The 18,666-nt window shown below is 37.5% G+C and carries 12 protein-coding genes; 3 read left to right on the forward strand and 9 right to left on the reverse strand.

Annotated elements, in window-relative coordinates:
• Positions 1-2 precede the first annotated feature (2 nt).
• A complete protein-coding gene (locus tag BGO88_RS15285) occupies positions 3-1,130 on the reverse strand; it encodes a carboxypeptidase-like regulatory domain-containing protein (protein ID WP_286707458.1) in 1,128 nt (375 codons plus the stop codon).
• Between the two features lie 149 nt (positions 1,131-1,279).
• Here BGO88_RS15285 and BGO88_RS15290 point away from each other — a divergent pair, with 149 nt between their 5' ends.
• Positions 1,280-1,912, forward strand: coding sequence for a MarC family NAAT transporter (locus tag BGO88_RS15290; RefSeq protein ID WP_101472837.1), 633 nt, complete (start codon positions 1,280-1,282; stop codon positions 1,910-1,912).
• Between the two features lie 45 nt (positions 1,913-1,957).
• On the opposite strand, the gene ctlX is transcribed toward BGO88_RS15290, so the two are convergent.
• The 3 genes from ctlX to BGO88_RS15305 all read right to left on the reverse strand — a co-directional run bounded on the left by ctlX (position 1,958) and on the right by BGO88_RS15305 (position 5,476).
• On the reverse strand, positions 1,958-2,893 hold the full coding sequence (ctlX, locus tag BGO88_RS15295) for a citrulline utilization hydrolase CtlX (RefSeq protein ID WP_286707459.1): 936 nt from the start codon (positions 2,891-2,893) through the stop codon (positions 1,958-1,960).
• Between the two features lie 62 nt (positions 2,894-2,955).
• Positions 2,956-3,870 carry a dimethylarginine dimethylaminohydrolase family protein gene (locus BGO88_RS15300; protein ID WP_056068769.1) on the reverse strand — a complete coding sequence of 305 codons (915 nt, stop codon included), beginning with the start codon at positions 3,868-3,870 and terminating at the stop codon, positions 2,956-2,958.
• 52 nt (positions 3,871-3,922) lie between these two features.
• Positions 3,923-5,476, reverse strand: a complete 1,554-nt coding sequence (locus BGO88_RS15305; RefSeq protein WP_286707460.1) for an NAD(P)/FAD-dependent oxidoreductase — start codon at positions 5,474-5,476, stop codon at positions 3,923-3,925.
• A gap of 52 nt (positions 5,477-5,528) precedes the next feature.
• Here BGO88_RS15305 and BGO88_RS15310 point away from each other — a divergent pair, with 52 nt between their 5' ends.
• Positions 5,529-6,878 carry a hypothetical protein gene (locus tag BGO88_RS15310; protein WP_286707461.1) on the forward strand — a complete coding sequence of 450 codons (1,350 nt, stop codon included), beginning with the start codon at positions 5,529-5,531 and terminating at the stop codon, positions 6,876-6,878.
• A gap of 27 nt (positions 6,879-6,905) precedes the next feature.
• On the opposite strand, the gene BGO88_RS15315 is transcribed toward BGO88_RS15310, so the two are convergent.
• The 5 genes from BGO88_RS15315 to eno all read right to left on the reverse strand — a co-directional run bounded on the left by BGO88_RS15315 (position 6,906) and on the right by eno (position 15,437).
• Positions 6,906-8,189 carry a citrate synthase gene (locus BGO88_RS15315; RefSeq protein ID WP_056068774.1) on the reverse strand — a complete coding sequence of 428 codons (1,284 nt, stop codon included), beginning with the start codon at positions 8,187-8,189 and terminating at the stop codon, positions 6,906-6,908.
• 264 nt (positions 8,190-8,453) lie between these two features.
• Positions 8,454-11,120 (reverse strand): DUF7619 domain-containing protein, encoded by a 2,667-nt coding sequence (locus BGO88_RS15320; protein ID WP_286707462.1) that lies wholly within the window; start codon positions 11,118-11,120, stop codon positions 8,454-8,456.
• Between the two features lie 100 nt (positions 11,121-11,220).
• Positions 11,221-11,982 carry a LytR/AlgR family response regulator transcription factor gene (locus BGO88_RS15325; RefSeq protein WP_056068778.1) on the reverse strand — a complete coding sequence of 254 codons (762 nt, stop codon included), beginning with the start codon at positions 11,980-11,982 and terminating at the stop codon, positions 11,221-11,223.
• Positions 11,983-11,984: 2 nt separating this feature from the next.
• Entirely contained in the window at positions 11,985-13,952 is a 1,968-nt protein-coding gene (locus BGO88_RS15330; RefSeq protein ID WP_286707463.1) for a tetratricopeptide repeat protein, read from the reverse strand.
• Between the two features lie 192 nt (positions 13,953-14,144).
• A complete protein-coding gene (gene eno, locus BGO88_RS15335) occupies positions 14,145-15,437 on the reverse strand; it encodes a phosphopyruvate hydratase (protein WP_056069090.1) in 1,293 nt (430 codons plus the stop codon).
• 302 nt (positions 15,438-15,739) lie between these two features.
• Between eno and BGO88_RS15340 the strand changes: the two genes are divergently transcribed.
• Positions 15,740-18,478 carry a T9SS type A sorting domain-containing protein gene (locus tag BGO88_RS15340; protein WP_286707464.1) on the forward strand — a complete coding sequence of 913 codons (2,739 nt, stop codon included), beginning with the start codon at positions 15,740-15,742 and terminating at the stop codon, positions 18,476-18,478.
• Positions 18,479-18,666: the final 188 nt, after the last annotated feature.

Below are 18,666 nucleotides of genomic sequence, written 5' to 3' on the forward strand. Positions count from 1 at the left end.
CATCAATATTTTCCTTTGACAGATTGATAATAATCAATTGGAAGCATGTCTCCTACTTTTAAAGAGCTCATGTAACCTCCTACCATCACTCCATATACCGGACTGTAGTTTCCATTTTCGTCTACAAAAATAACCTTCTCAGTAAAATCGGCTAAGGATTGATGTTTGTTGTCAAACAGAACATTAAACGGCACCTCAACCTCATTATAACCTGTAATTTCAGGTTTTGAACCAATGGTTATGGTCTTTCCTTTCCTTGCTGTTTCAGGAAATTCTTTTTTATATATCGGAACCTGCTGCATCGGCTCTTTAAGAACTTTAATTTTCTTAACACCTAAAGTATCACTTACCTCGAAATATTTTTTCGGGTCAACCTTAAATCCGTCTACAAAAAGAGCCAGTTTTTCTTTATCCCAGCTTTCATTGGCTATTGTATTGACAAAATGGGAAGTGGAACCCAGATAAGAAGCCAGTCTTCTCTTGTCCGTTTTTTTAGATTCGGACAACACTTTGTAGAATGTAGTTCCTGAAAAATAGCTTTTATCAATCGAAAAACTCGAAAGGCTTCTTCTTCGGTATACCACATTAAAATCTGCCAGTTCAAAAAACACTTCATAACCAAGATAGGAATTTTTTATCTTGATTGGTTTGTGTGAAGTGGCGTTTAGTGTATTTGTAGCAATATCATAATACAGATTGATATCATCTTCGTTTAGTATCTTACAGGAGCTTCCTGCATTTGTATTTCCCAAAAATTGCTCCTTGAACGCCTTCATCATTTCTTTTCTGGTAAAAGGCCCTTTTTGAAGCACTACTTCAGGCATTGTAATGGCATCTTCTTCCATCAAAACCTTTATTTTCTTATGTTGGAAAGGATTTTCAAGCCGTATGGTTTTATATCCCATATAGCTGACTATTAACGTAGCCCGACTATTGGCATTACCATTAATCCTGAAATAACCTTCTGCATCTGTCGTCGTCGCTACCGTTGAACCATCCAAATAGACAGTTGCTGCCTGCAGGGCATTATTTTGCATATCATATACATGCCCTTCCAAAACCTGGGAATAAGCTCCTTGAAAGCTAATCAAAAGTACTATTATAGTAAAAAAGTTCTTAAAAAAATTCATTTGCAAAAGTTAAGGGTGAAATACAAATATAATGAATCTAAAACTTGCTTGAAATATCCGATAAAATATAACCCGGAGTTTGATAATAATAATTTATTTATAACTTTACTATATCCCGCATTTCCAATTCTAATTTTACAACAAAAACTATGGAAATTTTCATTTATGTATTTGCAGCGCTATTTTCAGTTATCAATCCGCTTGGTGCCATACCTATTTTTGTCGGGCTTACCCAGCAGGACACTAAGGAAGAACGCTCGAGAATTTCACTCTGGACAGCCATCAACGTTTTTATAATCCTCATCATTTCTTTTTTTGTGGGCCAATATGTTTTGAATTTCTTCGGAATCAGCATTGACGCCTTACGAATTGCGGGAGGGCTTATTATCTTAAATTCAGGATTTGCATTGCTTTCGGGTAGATTTAACAAAACACGAGGGGTCAATAAAAAAGTAGAAAACGATGCCCAAAACAGAAACGATATCGCACTCACGCCCTTGGCCATTCCAATGCTGGCCGGACCGGGCTCTATTTCCTTATTGATTGCGCTTTATCAGGACTACCAACATCTGAATGAACAAATTATCGTATGCCTTTCTATAGCGGCTGTTGCTATCGTTATCTTTTTGGTAATGCGAAGTGCCCATTATTTATCCCGAATTCTGGGAGCTTCCGGGATTGTCGCCATTTCGAGAATCATTGGTTTTATTGTTATTGCCATAGGTGTACAATACATTAGCAGTTCGGTTGTAAACATCCTAAAAACAATTTCGTCACAATAAAAAAAGCCCTGAAATTCAGGGCTTTTTTTATGTTTTTACTTTTTTTTATTCTTTTGGCAGAAATACCTCAGCCATCATACATCTTGCACTTCCACCGCCGCAAGCCTCAATGGTATCAAGGCTGGAGCTGATGATTTCGCAATGGTATTCCAGCTTTTCAATCTGTACCGGTTTCAGGCTTTTGTATGCCGCAGCACTCATCACCAGATAACGCTTGTCATCCTTCCCTCTTACTTCCAGCATATTTCCTGCAAAATTATTAACCTGGTCTTCTGTAATCAGTATTACTTCTTTTCCATCTGCCTTCAGGTTATCCAATACCATTTTTCGTTCCTGCTTGTCATCAATACTATCTGCACAGATAACAGCAAAAGTTTCTCCCAGACACATCATAACATTCGTATGGTAAATCAATTTACGCTCGCCATTTACCGTCTGAAAGGCTTCAAAAATAACAGGGGCATAATCAAAATCTTCACAAAATTCAATCAGGAGCTCTTCATCTGCTCTTGGCGAAAGGGCACAATAGGCTTTTCCATTGGCACGGTCCAGCAACAGGCTTCCCGTTCCTTCCAAAAAGATATTATCTTCTTCCGCAGAGGTATAGTCAACGATGTTATCAATTCTGTAACCCTGGTCTTCCAGTAAATCTAAAATATCTTCGCGGCGCTCTTCACGACGGTTTTCTGCAAACATCGGATAAAGCGCTACGTCTCCGTTTTCATGGAATGAAATCCAGTTGTTTGGAAAAATAGAATCGGGAGTATCCGGACATTTGGTGTCTTCTACCACAATCACATTGATTCCTGCCGCTCTTAATTTCTCTACAAAAGCATCAAATTCCTGCTGTGCTTTAGCGTTCACAGTTTCCGGATGCAGTCCATCCAATACCTTCTGGTAATAATTATTTACCGCCGTCTGTTCATTCATCCGAAAAGCTACCGGACGAATCATCAAAATGGAATTTGTTGTTTGTTTCATATATTTTGGTATAACGTTTTGGGGGTTATTCTGTTTCAATAAGAAACGCTTTCCAAAACAAATTAATCTCTAATCAATGGCAAGGTTGAGCATCGCAACAAGCCTTCCTGTTTTGCAATTTCAGCATAAGGAATCTCTTCAACAGTAAATCCCTGGCTTCTAAGCCAATTGTTCAGTCTTGTAAAATTCCTTTCGGACACCACTACATTTTCAGCAATAGAAAATACGTTTGAATTCATATGGTACATTTCGTCCCTGTCAATATGGAAAAGGTTGTCTTTCCCGAAAAGGTTTACCAAAAAGATATAATCCGATTCCTGGCGGAAACCGCTCTTGTAGATAATCCCTTTGTCTTTTCCTACCGGCTGGAAACAGCAATCCAAATGCAGGGCATTGTCTCTGGCTTCCAGTTTTGACTTGACAAGGTCAAACTCTCTTACTTTTTTGTGCGGGAACAATTCTTTGATATACTTCACACCTTCCATATTGGTACGTGCTGTAATATAGTCTTTATAATCCGATCCTTTGTAAGTTCCAATAAAAATATAATCATTCCAAAGCATTACATCGCCTCCCTCAATATGTACCTCATCCGGAGGACGAACCACTTTTTTCGGGTCAATCTGGTCTATAACATATTGAATGGCGTCCAGTTCTCTTTCTCTGTCCGGAAGAATATTGGCTTTCACAAAAACATCATCAATAACAAACCCGATATCTCTTGTAAAAATCTGATTGTAATTTTCAATCATTTCCGGGCGGTATACTTTTACATCATATTTCTGGAAAACTTTATTAAAGGCTTCCATTTCTTCTACCATATCTTTTTCTACCGGATAGGTTCCTGCTAGAATATGTTCTAATGATTTTGGGTCATAGGCTTCGTCTGCAGTTGGCGTTGGTCCGTTATTTACAGCAGAACCCAGCACTACCGCTCTTAATCTTGATGTTTCGTTTTTTACATTTAATTGCAACATAGCTTTTGGCTTTAGACAAAGATAAAAAAGGCTTTTTTATTATTTGTTAAGTTTATTTTTCTTCGTGATATTCCTGTTCGGTATTGATGGCCCAAATGTTTTCTTTGCCGGAAATACCGTTTTTTATATTCTGTACTGCCTGTATGGCCGTAAGCATGGAATGGTCCTGATTATTGTATTTGTGCATCCCGTTTCTGCCAATCAGGTACAGGTTTTCAAACCGGGCAGCATAATCAATAATTGCATTGAACTTTTCATAGGTTCCAAAATAGGCGGGATATGTTTTTGGCATTTTGATGACAACACTGTCCAGAACATCTTCCCTATTAATCATTCCTATCTCGACCATTTCCTTTATTGCCAGCTCTTTCATTTCGGCTTCGGATTTGTTCCAGAGCGCATCGCCTTCATAACAAAAATATTCCAGACCAACCCAGGTCGTATTTGGGTCCTGAACCATAAACGGACTCCAGTTATTGAAAACCTGCAACCTTCCTACTTTAACATAAGGTTCCTGAATGTAAATCCAGTTGTCTGTAATCTCGTCTTTTGTCATTTTCCTTAGCAAAAGTCCTACGGTTATAAAATCGCGATAAACCAGTCCCTCTGCAATATCTTTAATTTTTTCCGGCACTTCCACTTCCAGAGAAGCAATAAGTTCCTGAACCGGCATAGTCGAAATAAAATAGTCGCCTTCAAAGACTATTTCTTCTTTGGTCAACAGGTTTTGCGCTGTTACCGCCGTGATTCTATCATTTTCTGCCTGAATTTTTATCACTTTCAAATTCTGATGCAGCTCCCCTTTATTGTCAGTAACTTTTCGGGCTACTTCTTCCCACATCTGGCCGGGACCAAACTTTGGATACAGGAAATATTCAATCAACGAAGTTTCCGTATCTTTTTGGCTGATATTCTTATCCGTTTTTTTTGAGAACTTTTTTTTAAGAAAATGCGCAACCGATTTTCTGATTGACAGTCCCTTGATTCTTTGTGCCCCCCATTCCGAACTTATTTCGGTGCATTTTATGCCCCAGACTTTTTCTGTATAATCCTTAAAAAATGTCTTGTAGAGCTTTTTTCCAAACCTGTTGATAAAGAAGTCTTCCAGATTCTTTTCGTTACGGATTGGAAAGGCAACACTTTTAAGATAACTCACTCCTATCAGGAACGTATTGAACAGACCCAGTTTCCATACCGTTTCCGGTGTGAGTGCTATTGGATAATCAAAAAACTGTTTCTGATAATATATTCTTGATTTCCTGCTACGGACCAGCATGACATTGTCAAGGTTTTTGACATCCGATGGAAATTCAATAGTATTCAACTCCTTCGATTTATTCTGGTAGGAAATCCTGATTGCTTTTTCTTCAGAGAGAATAGGCAGGATTTTACACCACCAGTCCATAATGACGTCTGATTTTGAGAAGAAACGGTGTCCGCCAATGTCAATGCGGTTTCCTTTATAATTTACGGTTCTGGAGATTCCGCCCCAAAATTCGCTCTGCTCTAAAACAACAGGCTGGATATCGGTATTCTGAATAAATTCATAAGCAGCAGTCAAGCCAGCCGGACCGCCTCCGATAATAATTGCCTTTTTAGTTTTCATCTTAATCCTATGGTTGACAAATCTACATTTCCTAAAATTAGTTTCCAATATTTTGAGTAAGTTTGTTTGCCTGAAAACTCTTAAAAAAGCACAATTGACAACTTTTTTCAACAACCTTAACGATTCTGAATTCCGAAAGCATTTTTTGTTTCTCAGTTTTTTTATGTTGTTTTTTCTGGCTCTCCGAATTATTCAGGGTGATTTCCGGTTAGCGGATTCGGAAGATTATTTTGCAACTGCCGAACTTTTGAAAAGCGGGGAATATTTTTCTTCATCAACTGATTTTGGCATGGCGACGCTGTTAACCAAAAGACCCTTTCTATATCCCATATTAATTCTTTTTCCTGGTTTTTCAAACGATTTGGTAATTGTCCTGCTCCAAACTTTGTTAGGCTTTTTGAATATCTATCTAACCTTAGAATTATTTAAAAAACTGGGAGGAAAATCCTTCCGATTGGTAACGGCATTAGTCCTGCTGACTCCTTCTATTTTTATTTATACGCATTTGGTCATGACCGAGGCGCTTGTTATGACCCTGTCTCTTTTAATGGCATTGCAATTAACCGGAAAACTCGATTCAAAAAAGACATTCCATATACAGCTCATTGGTATTGCATTGGTATTTTTAAAACCAGCTTTCTATCTTTTCCCAATTGTTAGTCTTTTATTTTTTCTATTCTATTTTGTAAGGACAAAGACTTTCCATTTTTCTGTGTTTCTACCGTTACTGCTCACAATTGGCTATATGGGTTTTAACAAGGAAAGGACAGGTTATTTTCATTTTTCATCCATGCAGAATATCAACCTGATTGACTACAATCTTTATCTTTTCAAAGCCCAGAAAGAAGGTGCAGAAGTTGCCAATCAATGGAGGGATTCCGTTTACCTTCAGGTTGAAAAATTACCGACATTTGAAAAACAAAGCGAGTTTTTGGCTACAGAAGGAAAAAAGGCAATACAGGAAAACCTTATTCCTTATTCGGTCTTTCATTTTTATGGTGCCGTGCGCGGTTCCATTGACCCGGGCCGGTTTGATTTGATGACGCTGGTTGAGAAGTATGATCCAAATCAGGGTTTTCTGAATATGTTAAGTACGGCCGGCCTGAAAAAAACTATTTCTAATTTTTTCGAATATAAATACTTCTGGATTATCCTTATACTGATTCCCATATTCTTTGCTACCCTGTTCAAATGGGCACTACTTTTCAGGCATCTCTGGCAAAGAAAAAAGCGAATTGATTTTGCCGGAACTTTTCTCGTGATTTTCATAGCCTATGCCATTTTGATAACCGGCCCGGTCAATGCTTCCCGCTATATGATGCCTTTGCAGGGAATTTTGATCGCTTATGCGGTAATCAGCTGGGAAAGTTATAGAGCAAAAAAAAGCTCCACCAAACAGTGAAGCTTTTTTAAAACTATTTTTTGAAAATTATCTCTTTTCGAAAGGAACGAAGTCTCTTAACGGTGAACCTACATATACCTGTCTTGGACGACCAATTGGCTCTTTGTTCACACGCATTTCTTTCCATTGAGCAATCCATCCCGGTAAACGGCCAATTGCAAAAAGAACCGTAAACATGTCTGTCGGAATTCCTAAGGCACGGTAGATGATTCCTGAATAGAAATCTACGTTTGGATAAAGGTTTCTTGATTTGAAGTATTCATCTTCCAATGCAGCTTCTTCTAATTTTTTAGCAATGTTCAGGATTGGATCGTTAACTCCTAAAGTTGCCAATACTTCATCTGCCGCTTTTTTGATGATTTTTGCTCTTGGGTCAAAGTTTTTATAAACTCTATGCCCGAAGCCCATCAAACGGAAAGGATCATTTTTGTCTTTTGCTTTTGCCAGATATTTGTCAGCATCGCCTCCATTCTTTTGTATTTCTTCAAGCATTTCCAATACCGCCTGGTTTGCACCTCCGTGAAGCGGACCCCAAAGAGCAGAAACTCCTGCAGAAATAGAAGCAAACAAACCTGCATGTGAAGAACCTACCATTCTTACTGTTGAAGTTGAACAGTTTTGCTCGTGGTCAGCATGTAGGATAAACAATTTGTCTAAAGCAGCTACAATTGTTGGGTCTGCAGTATAAGGCCCTGTTGGTAATTCAAACATCAAACGCATGAAATTCTCAACATATCCTTTGGTATTGTCATAATAGTTTAATGGATAGCCCATGCTTTTTCTGTAGGTCCATGTAGCAATAACAAGGAATTTACCCATTGTTTTGCAAACTGCCTCATACATATCTTTTTCGCTCTCAACATTTACTGATTTTGGGTTAAATGCAGTAAGTGCACTTGTCAGGCAAGACAAAACGCCCATTGGGTGAGCATTCTTTGGAAAACCGTCAATGATATTTTTCATTTCCTCATTTACCAAAGTATATTTTCTAATATCGGTTTCGAATTGCTCTAATTGCTTTGCAGTTGGCAATTCACCAAAAATCAAAAGGTAAGAAACTTCAAGAAAATCAGCCTTTTCTGCCAATTCTTCAATTGAATATCCTCTGTAACGCAAAATTCCCTCTTCTCCATCAAGGAAAGTAATTTCACTTTTACAAGATCCTGAATTTTTATAACCCGGATCAAGAGTTATTGCACCTGTTGCACTGCGTAGTTTGTCGATATCAATCGCAACTTCGTTTTCCGTTCCAACGAGTACTGGAAATTCGTGTCTGTTGCCATCAATTTCTAATATTGCTGTTTTTGACATAATATTATTGGAGATTATTTAAAATTGAAAAATATAATTTAACAAAAATAGGGAATTCGGTAATAACTAAAAAGCAATACGGTAACGTTTTCGTTAATATTTCTTTAAATTTTGCAAATCAGGCACAAACAAATCCATTTAGAAAAAAAAGCCTGCTGATAAATCAGCAGGCTTTAAAAGTCAGTTATTCCATAACAAAAACTAAATCTTTATTGTTTTTTGATTAGGCTTTCTGGTTATTTTCTCTTTTTATGAATCTGTCTTCTAGTTTTTTCTATTGATTATTTTTTCGGTTTTGGCTCCTTCATCGGTTATAATTTTCACAAAATAAACTCCGGCTGCATAATTGGAAAGATCAAAACTCACCTCATTTTTTCCCAGGAGTTGCGTCATGAGTATTCTTCCCTGTGCATCATACAGGTATACTGTGCGAATCATGCCGGCAGCTTTAATGTTAAGCATTTTGTTTACCGGATTCGGATAGATTTTAATTGTTTGATCCAAATCTTTTTCACCAACAGACAACATCTTGAAAACGGTTGTGACTCTATTTGTCAATACCGGAGTATTGTAGTCAAAGTATATTCCTACCCTGCTTGATACCGTACTTTCAGCAACAAGATTTTCTGTTGATTTTAGTTTTAATAAAATATTTCCGTGACCACCAGAATCCAGATAAACATTCTGAAAAATGAATTCGGCCCTATTTCCTTTTACTCTTGCTCTTAGTTTATGGGAGCTGTCCAATATCTGAAGCGATGATACATCATACTCCTCCTCATCAATTTCATTTCGGATCACTATATTTTGAGCAGGTGCATTTCCTGTATTTTCAAAGCGAACCAGATAATGGAGGTATTCTCCTATTTCTGTAGGAGGAACAATATCTCCTTCCAGACAGCTAATGTCATTAGGATCAAAAGAACCTACAACTTTCTGACGCAGTGTAAACGTATTGTCATTCGTATTCTCATCACCCGGTGCTGTAATGGAAGCATTAAAACTCAATATGTCATTGATATTAACCGGATGCCCATCTGTTGGTCTGTTGATATTCATTGTTACAGTAAAACTGCGGGATTCAAAAGGATGCAAGTCTGTATAACCCCAGGTTATCCTACCCGGAGTTTGTGAACCGGCAACCGGAGTCGATGAAACAAAACTCATCAGGTCCTGATTGTAGCGAAGCGTGATTCCAGCGTTTTGGGACACTGTCTGGTTTCCGTTGTTTTTATAAACTACTTTATATACTGCATCAAAACCCGGTCTTGCAGGAACCACCGGCGCAATAGCTATTTCTATATCTGAATGCACTCCGTTTGGAGTAATACAGAAATTTTGTGTCTGCGTATTATTGTTATTATTTGGAAAGTTAACTACTGTACTGGCCGGGCTAAAAGAAAAGAAAGAGGTATTTTCTGTTGCAGGAGTCAGTGTAAATGCACCAGACTGCATATAAAAAGCATATCCTGTTTCAAGATCTGTAAATACTGATGATTCTTCTATTCCGTCATTTATTTTTACCTTGATAAAAGGCTGTGTCCTATCATTAGTGTCACAACCATTGCCATTTTCATCCAACCTTAACATACCGGCTATGGTATTGTAATCACCTCCGGGTGTAAAAGTACAGTATGGAGTAACAGAAACGTTCATACCCTGACCCGTGAAAAAGCTTTGAAACAAAGCCAATTCATCTTCATCTGCGCAAACATATTCCAGGTTTGGCGTGTTGGCAAAATCAAAACCGTCAAAAATTTGCGGAAGTGAAAAACCATTTTTCAAATTTACCGAGATAAGTTGCGGATTGTCTGCGCAGGAAACTACAGAAACATAAGGAGAATGGCTAAGGTCTAATTTTGTTAAGGAATTATTATTGCAAAAAACCGATATCAAACCATTAAGTCCTGCCGTTTCAATTATAACGATGTTATTATTCCTGCAATCCAAATGTGATAAATTTTCCAATCCTGATAAATTTAAGACAGAAAACTGGTTATAACTGCACATCAGCGTAGTTAGTGATGGCAAGCCTGCTACGTTCAAAGCCGTTAACTGATTGGCGCTACATTCTATTCTTTCGAGATGGCTGTTTGCAGAAAAATCGAGGTTTGTCAGTATGTTACTATGGCAGCTCAGGCTGACCAATTCCAGAAATGATGAAAGATTTAAAGAGGTTAATCCCATTGCATTGCATGACAACTCTTTAAGTGAAGTCAGAGAAGAAATATTCAACGATGCAAGACCGGGATTATAAGAATAATCAAGTCTTTCCAGATTACCCAAAGATGCCAGATTCAATGTAGAAAGCTGGCTCAAGCTACAATCCAATGATTTTAAATTTACTAATCCGTTAAGATTCAAACTCGTAAGCCCCGTAACACTACAATCCAGCTCAATCAGGTTTGTAACCGGCGATAAATCCAGTGTTGTCAGGCTATTTCTTCCACATCTTAGCACTCTTAATGCAGTCAATCCGGTTAAATTGAGCGAAGTCAAATTACCACTCCCCATTACCCTGCAATCCAGATGTTTCAGGTTGACCAGTCCGTTCAGGTTTAATGAAGAAATCTGGTTTTCAGAACAATCAACATATTCAAGATAAGGGTTATTTGAAAGATTGAGCTCATTTATTGAATTGTGATAACATTCAAGGATTTTCAGGTTGGAAAAATGATTAATTCCCTGAAGAGAAGAAATATCTGAAGCGGAAACATTCAGTTCTACGACTCTAACAGCTTCACTAAGTTGAATTTCGCCATCATTATTCAGGTCAATACGTATAGGAGTTCCGTTGCCGTCTTTTGCTATCCGATTGGAAACATCAGCAGCCAACAATTTGCTTTTAAAAGATGGGTCTAAGATATCTACGTTCTGCGCATAGCTGAACCCGTATAAGAACAACAGCCCATAAAGTAATAATCTTTTCATATAACCATCATTTTTTTCATAATAATAACCTCCAAATATAATAAAGTAGGAGCCACAAAAAGAAATTATTTAGAATTTTAGCATTTTGGGCTAGAATTCGCTAAATCATTTTCAGCAATTCATGCAATCTTTCTTTTTTTCTTTGTGATATCGGAAGTTTGCTATTATCGGCCATAATGACATAACCTCCGTCTTTTTTGATGTAGGATTTGAGGCAGGAAAGATTGATCAGATGGGACTGATGGATTCTTTCGAAACCATGCTCTGCCAATAATTCCTCGTATTCTTTTAGTGTTTTTGAAATCAAGATCGGCTTGCCGTTCTTAATATAAAACTTGGTATAATTGTCTTCAGACTCACAGCGAATAATATCGCTGACTTCCAACAGGTGAATTCCGTCGGAAGTAGAAAGCGCTATTCTTTTAAAATTATCGACTTTCTTTCTTATATTTTCCAAAAGCAGGTCGATGTGCGCGTAATTATCATTCTTTTCTAAAGTGCTTTTTATTTTTTCTATAACTTTTTCCAATTCTTCCGGGTCTACTGGCTTTAAAAGGAAATCCAAAGCACTAAATCGGAATGCCTTGATAGCATATTCTTCATGGGCTGTGATAAAGACAATATGCGAAGAAGACTTGCCATTTTTTTGCGCCAGATTTTCGAGAATATCAAAACCTGTACCATCTGTAAGCTGTATGTCGAGAAAAACCACCTGAGGTTTAAGGCTGTCCATAACCTTGATACCTGTTTTCACGCTGTCAGCTTCTCCTAAAATTTTAATTTCAGGCGCATAGCGACTCAACAGGCTTTTCATTCCTTTTCTCAGGTTGCTGTCATCATCTATCAATACTGCTGTAATCATACTTATTTAATATATTGTATAGGCAGGTGAAGGACTACTTCCGTACCAACCGGATTTCCATTTTCGTCTTTCAGTTCCTTTATTTCTACTTTTGATGTTTTTGAGGTAACTGCCTCCATCATTTCAAGTCGTTTGCGGGTTATATCCAAAGCCATCGATTTATGAATTGAAACCGAAGCTGCTTTTAACTCCTGCGACTTTTCAAAACCTATCCCATTATCGACAATTGTACATATCAGGCTTTCTTCTTTTAGTGAGAAATCAATATCGATTTTTCCGACTTCTTTTTTAGGAATCAAACCGTGGATAATTGCATTTTCCACAAAAGGCTGCAATAATAGCGGTGGCAGTGCCATATCGTCTTCTATCAGGTCACTTTTGGTGATGCTGAAATTAAACATTTTATCGGAACGTAGTTGCTCCAGCTCCAAATAATTTTGCAGGCTTTCAATTTCCTTATCAATCGGGATGAGCGATTCTTTAGAATACTCCAATGTAAGCCGCATCAATTTTGAAAATTTGGAGAGGTATTTTATAGCTGAATCCGTACCGTTTTGTACAATAAAGCTGGAAATAGAACCCAGGCAATTAAATACAAAATGCGGATTCATCTGAAGATGCAGTGCTTTTTGCTCGTATTCTGCCAACTCCTTCTGCAAGGTTAGTGTTTTTTTGAGCTGCATCCTGTTATAAATCAGAAAAATAATTCCAAAAATCAGGATTACGAATAAAGCTCCAAAAATGGCCTGCAGTTGGTATCTTTTATTTTGTTCCTTAAAAAGCAATTCTCTTTTTTCATGGGCCTCTTGCTGCATGGTCTGCTTTTTTTCAAAATCAAAATTCATTTCAGCCTGAACGCTTTTCCTGATATTTTCATGGCTAACCAGACTGTCTCTTGCAATATTATAATATTTATAATGCTCTAACGCCAGGTCCGGTTTGTTTTGCTTTTCATAAATCGAACTGATGAGTTTTTCGGAATTCATGATCTGTTCCAATACATCCAGTTCTTTAGCAAGTTTTAAGGCACTGACTGCATTAGCCATTGCTTCATTATATTGTTTCTGGTTATAATAAAAATTGCCCAAGTGCGAATAGGTATCTGAAATACCAAATTTATCGTCTATAGATTTGAACTGGGCAATGGCTTTTTCCCAGCTTTCTGTTGCTTTAGGCAAATTGCCTGTTTGCCAATAATAGGAACCCAGATTGTTGTATAATTCCCCCAGTCCTCTGGCATCGCTGCTTTTATCGAAGGTATTTTTTGATTTGGTATAATACTCAAAAGCTTTGGAATAATTTTTCTGTCTTAGATAGATATTACCAATATTGGTGGTAGTGATACCTACGGTCATATCACCTGCCTTTTCCTGAAGTTTTTGGGCTCTTGTAAAATAATCCAATGCCTTGAAATCTTCTTTCAGGGCCTGATATACTATACCAATATTATTGTAGATACGGGCCGTTCTTGCCCCGTCTTTCATTTCTTCATAAATCCTGACCGCTTTCAGGTGGTATTGCAAAGCTTTGGCATAGTTACTTTGTTCCGAAAAAACTATCCCTATACTTCCATATGCACGGGCAAGTCCGTTTTTTATCTTGGTACTATTTTTAAGGTCAGTTACAAGATCAGCCTCAAATATTTCCTGTGCATTTGAAAAATTATCCAATGCCAACGAATAGTTTCCGAGAATGACATTTACGTTTCCTAAATTCAGACAGGCATTTCCTTCTTCAATCCGATACTTTATTTTTTTGGAGAGTTCCAGTGCTTTGTTTGCATACTCACGCATCTGCTTTGGATCACTGGACATGTATTCTGATGCGATTGCATTCAGCAGTTCGGCCTTATCAATATCGTTTTTTGTATGGTTTAAAACGTTTTTCAGGCTGTCTATCGTCTTTTCCTGCGAATAGGAAAGAACGCAAAACAGCATAAAAAAGCAGATCACAAAGGATTTCATATTCATTCCAAAAACGTTTTATCTTTAAGATTCCGGCACACCAATTCACACGATGCGCAATTAACAAAAATAATATTCTATTTCCCGAATATAGGCAAAACTTAGAATTTGACGGTTTTAATTTAGAATTTGATTTTATAAAAAAACCCTTTCGGAATATACATCCAAAAGGGTTTTAATTATTTAAAGATAGCTAAATTATTTAATCTTGAAAGCTTTTTCACCAGGGAAATAGGCCGTACTTCCTAATTCTTCCTCAATACGAAGCAATTGGTTGTATTTTGCCATACGGTCAGAACGCGATGCCGAACCTGTTTTTATTTGTCCACAGTTCAAAGCTACCGCCAAATCTGCAATTGTATTGTCTTCTGTTTCTCCGGAACGGTGCGACATTACTGATGTATATCCGGCATTGTGTGCCATATTTACTGCAGCAATGGTTTCAGTTAGCGTACCAATCTGGTTTACTTTTACTAAAATTGAATTTGCAATTCCCTTGTCTATTCCTTTTTTAAGACGCTCAACATTGGTTACAAACAAATCATCTCCTACAAGCTGTACTTTATCACCAATTAACTCTGTAAGGTATTTCCAACCGTCCCAATCGTTTTCCTGCATACCGTCTTCAATCGAAATAATTGGATATTTTGATGCCAGTTCAGCCAGATATTCTGCCTGTTCTTTTGAAGAACGAACTTTTCCTGTTTCACCTTCAAACTTCTTGTAATCGTAATTTCCGTTTACATAAAATTCTGAGGCAGCACAATCTAAAGCAATCTTAATATCTTCACCAAAAACATAACCTGCATTTTCAACTGCCTTTTTAATTGAATCCAATGCGTCTTCTGTTCCACCAGCCAAATTTGGAGCAAAACCACCTTCATCGCCTACCGCAGTACTCAATCCTCTATCGTGCAATACTTTTTTCAAGTGGTGAAAAACCTCTGTCCCCATTTGCATTGCCTGTGTAAATGTTTTTGCTTTTACCGGCATAATCATAAATTCCTGAAAAGCGATTGGAGCATCCGAGTGCGAACCTCCGTTGATGATATTCATCATAGGAACCGGAAGCGTATTACCCGAAACACCTCCAACATAACGATACAACGGCAAGCCTAATTCATTTGCAGCCGCTTTGGCAACCGCCAAAGAAACCCCAAGAATAGCATTAGCGCCCAGATTTGACTTATTAGGAGTGCCATCCAATTCAATCATTCTCTGATCGATCAGGTTTTGCTCAAAAACAGAATTTCCTAATAATTCTTCGGCAATTTTAATATTTACATTTTCCACCGCTTTCATAACTCCTTTACCCATAAATGCTTTACCTCCATCACGAAGCTCTACGGCCTCATGTTCTCCGGTTGAAGCTCCTGACGGTACGGCAGCCCTACCCAAAATTCCATGTTCTGTTACTACATCAACTTCAATAGTTGGGTTACCTCTGGAATCAAGGATTTGTCTCGCGTGGATTTTAATAATTCTGCTCATTATTAATTGTTTATTTGTTATTATTTGGTTGTTTTTCTCAATAGAACACAAATTTAAGGATTTTAAAATCTGAAATCTTTAATTTTTTAAAAACTTATAAACGCAAACGTTTTAGCATTTGTCATTTATTTCTTCACCCTTTTTACAATAAAAGTTACAAATTGATTTTTTAACACACTATCAAATATTTACGTAACAAAATTATATTTTTAATTTAAAAGTTAAATTTTAAAACATAAAATGCATTTATATTCAATTAAATGTTATAATTTAGTTAAACAAAAACAAAAAACTAACTTATTATGAAGAAATTTTTATTTTTTTTAGTATTATCTATCTTCTGTTATCAAGCTTATGCACAGATTCCGAGTAATGATAATTGTATCAATGCAATTTCTCTAGCCGTTAATTCTGATGTATCCTGTACATTAACTACTGCGGGAACACTAGAGGGCGCAACAGATTCAGGAATTCCATCCAATAAAGGGACAGCAGATGATGATGTATGGTACAGCTTTATCGCTACAGCCACCTCACATAGAATCAAGCTGATTGATCTTAACAATGATACAGCTTTGGTCCATGAAGTTATGGATGGGAGTTGCGGCTCATTATCCGTATTAAGCTCAAGCAATTATAATTCGAGTTTTGTCACAGGCCTGACAGTAGGTTCGACTTACTTCATAAGAGTGTTCAGCTATGGCAGTACTACGCCCGAACCAACAACATTTAGTATCTGTGTATGTGTTGCTCCTGATGCACCTGCAAATGACGAATGCAACAATGCTATATCTGTGCCGGTAAATACGGATACTTCCTGCACTTTAAAAACTGCAGGCACATTAGTAAGCGCTACCAATTCAAATGAAGGGGAGCCCAATATAGGCATTGCAGATGATGACGTATGGTATACTTTTGCAGCCACTGCAACTTCACACAGGATCAGACTACTAAACATAAATGGTGATGTAACCAATCTTATATATGAAGTATTTGAAGGAAGTTGCGGAAACCAGCTGATAAGCCATTATACAAGCAACCGTGAGCCAAATATTGTTTCAGGCCTTACTATTGGCACTACCTATTACTTGAGGGTGTTTAGTTATGATGACTTTGCATCTGAATCTACAACCTTTGATCTCTGTATCAGCATGCCTCCCCCTGCTCCGGTTAATGACGAATGCACTAATGCCATAACTTTGACAGTAAACCAGGACCAATCCTGCATGACGACTACATCAGGAACACTGGTTGGCGCAACAAACTCAGGATATAATGCCAATATTGGAATCGCTGATGATGATGTGTGGTTTAAATTTGTAGCCACAGCCACAGGTCATAAAATAGTGCTTAACAACATTGAAGGCGACATGACGGAATTAGTACATGAAGTATTTGACGGTAGTTGCGAATTATTCGGTATTATGAATTCCAGCTATATAAACAATAGCAGCATTAGAGGATTAACCATTGGCAATACCTATTATGTAAGGGTCTTTACCTTTGAAAACCATCCCTCAGAATCGACAACCTTTACAATTTGTGTTAATCAGCTTCCACCTCCTCCTGCCAATGATGAGTGTTCTGGCGCTGTCGCTCTATCCATAAACTCTGATTCCAACTGTACCTCAATAACTTCAGGAACAGTAGTAAGTGCCACTAATTCAGGCATTCCAACCATAACAGGAACCGCAGACGATGATGTATGGTATAGCTTTGTTGCAACGACAACATCGCACAAAATAAAATTATTTAAGAATAGTATCAATTTCGATCTGGTACATGAAGTAATGGACGGCAACTGCGGTTCACTGGTTGCTTTAAATTCTACCGAATCCAATTCAAGTATTGTTTCCGGACTGACAGTAGGCAATACTTATTATATAAGAGTGTTTAGCTATGGATCCTATCCCCAGGATTCAACAGCATTTGATATCTGTATCAGCATCTTGCCTCCTCCTCCTTCAAATGATAATTGTACGGGAGCAATTGCTCTTACAGTAAACACTGATGCAACCTGTACAATAAAAACAGCAGGAACAATAACCGGTGCTACAGACTCCGGAATTCCAACACCAATAGGAAGCGCAGATGATGACGTATGGTTTACTTTTGTGGCTCCGGCAACTTCACTTGGCGTAAGCTTGCAGAATCTTGAAGGCGATCAAACTCATATTATTCTTGAGATATTAGAAGGAACGTGTGGCGGACATTTAGAAAGACTTATAGAGAATAATCCTGATTCTCGTGTTATCAACGGACTAACAGTTGGCAATACTTATTATCTAAGAGCATATAGTTATAATGAAGGGCAAATACTATCAACAACTTTTGATATTTGTGTCCGAACACTTCCTCAACCACCTGTCAACGATGAATGTGCTAATGCCATAACTCTGACTCCGACTACAACTTATGCCGGTGGGGCTGTCAATTCAAACGTAGCAGGCGCAACAAATTCTCCAGAAACAATACCTGAATCAGCATGCGGGGAAGCCGGTGCTGATGTTTGGTTTAAGACTGTTATTCCTGCCGATGGCAACTTAATTATTGAAACCGGTGATCCTACCACCTCAGGAAACAGTGGTTTTGATTCTACAATAACAGTATACTCCGGCAACTGTGACACTTTAGAATTTATAGAATGCAATGACGAAGGAGATGTAGAATTTGGATATTCAAAAATCAACTTAACCGGAAGAACAGCGGGAGAAACTATATATATTAGAGTATGGGAGTATGTTAACAATGAATTTGCACAATTTTCCATTTCTGCCTGGAGCCCAACATTAGGCACAACTGCTTTTAATAACGCTAATTTTAAAGCCTATCCCAATCCTGTTAAAGATATGCTCAACGTGTCTTATATCCAAAACATTTCTAATGTGAAAATCCTTAACCTGTTGGGACAAAATGTGGCTTCCAAAACAATCAATGACACTAATGGAAAAATTGATATGTCCGACCTGCCATCCGGAACCTATTTAGTAAAAATAACTGTTGATGGAGAAACAAAAGCTATAAAGGTGATTAAGCAATAATTGAAAATATCTTAGATAAAAGAGCCGCTTTGAAGCGGCTCTTTTTCATTCATTGAATGAGTACCTTTCTATTTTTGAATCTTAAAAGCGAAAAACATTTTGGTTATCGTCTAAAAATGAGTGTTTTTAATTGTATCTGTTTGATATGCCTTCAAAACACAATTGCAAATTCTAATTCAAAACCGCTA

The organism is Flavobacterium sp. 38-13, assembly GCF_001899155.1.
Lineage (GTDB): Bacteria > Bacteroidota > Bacteroidia > Flavobacteriales > Flavobacteriaceae > Flavobacterium > Flavobacterium lindanitolerans.

Bases quoted from the DNA above. Each gene is read 5' to 3' on its own strand.
- BGO88_RS15325 (WP_056068778.1), bottom strand. From the start codon at position 11,982: ATGATTACAGCAGTATTGATAGATGATGACAGCAACCTGAGAAAAGGA.
- BGO88_RS15315 (WP_056068774.1), bottom strand. From the start codon at position 8,189: ATGTCAAAAACAGCAATATTAGAAATTGATGGCAACAGACACGAATTT.
- ctlX (WP_286707459.1), bottom strand. From the start codon at position 2,893: ATGAAACAAACAACAAATTCCATTTTGATGATTCGTCCGGTAGCTTTT.
- BGO88_RS15290 (WP_101472837.1), top strand. From the start codon at position 1,280: ATGGAAATTTTCATTTATGTATTTGCAGCGCTATTTTCAGTTATCAAT.
- BGO88_RS15320 (WP_286707462.1), bottom strand. From the start codon at position 11,120: ATGAAAAGATTATTACTTTATGGGCTGTTGTTCTTATACGGGTTCAGC.
- BGO88_RS15285 (WP_286707458.1), bottom strand. From the start codon at position 1,130: ATGAATTTTTTTAAGAACTTTTTTACTATAATAGTACTTTTGATTAGC.
- BGO88_RS15340 (WP_286707464.1), top strand. From the start codon at position 15,740: ATGAAGAAATTTTTATTTTTTTTAGTATTATCTATCTTCTGTTATCAA.
- BGO88_RS15330 (WP_286707463.1), bottom strand. From the start codon at position 13,952: ATGAATATGAAATCCTTTGTGATCTGCTTTTTTATGCTGTTTTGCGTT.
- BGO88_RS15300 (WP_056068769.1), bottom strand. From the start codon at position 3,870: ATGTTGCAATTAAATGTAAAAAACGAAACATCAAGATTAAGAGCGGTA.
- BGO88_RS15305 (WP_286707460.1), bottom strand. From the start codon at position 5,476: ATGAAAACTAAAAAGGCAATTATTATCGGAGGCGGTCCGGCTGGCTTG.
- eno (WP_056069090.1), bottom strand. From the start codon at position 15,437: ATGAGCAGAATTATTAAAATCCACGCGAGACAAATCCTTGATTCCAGA.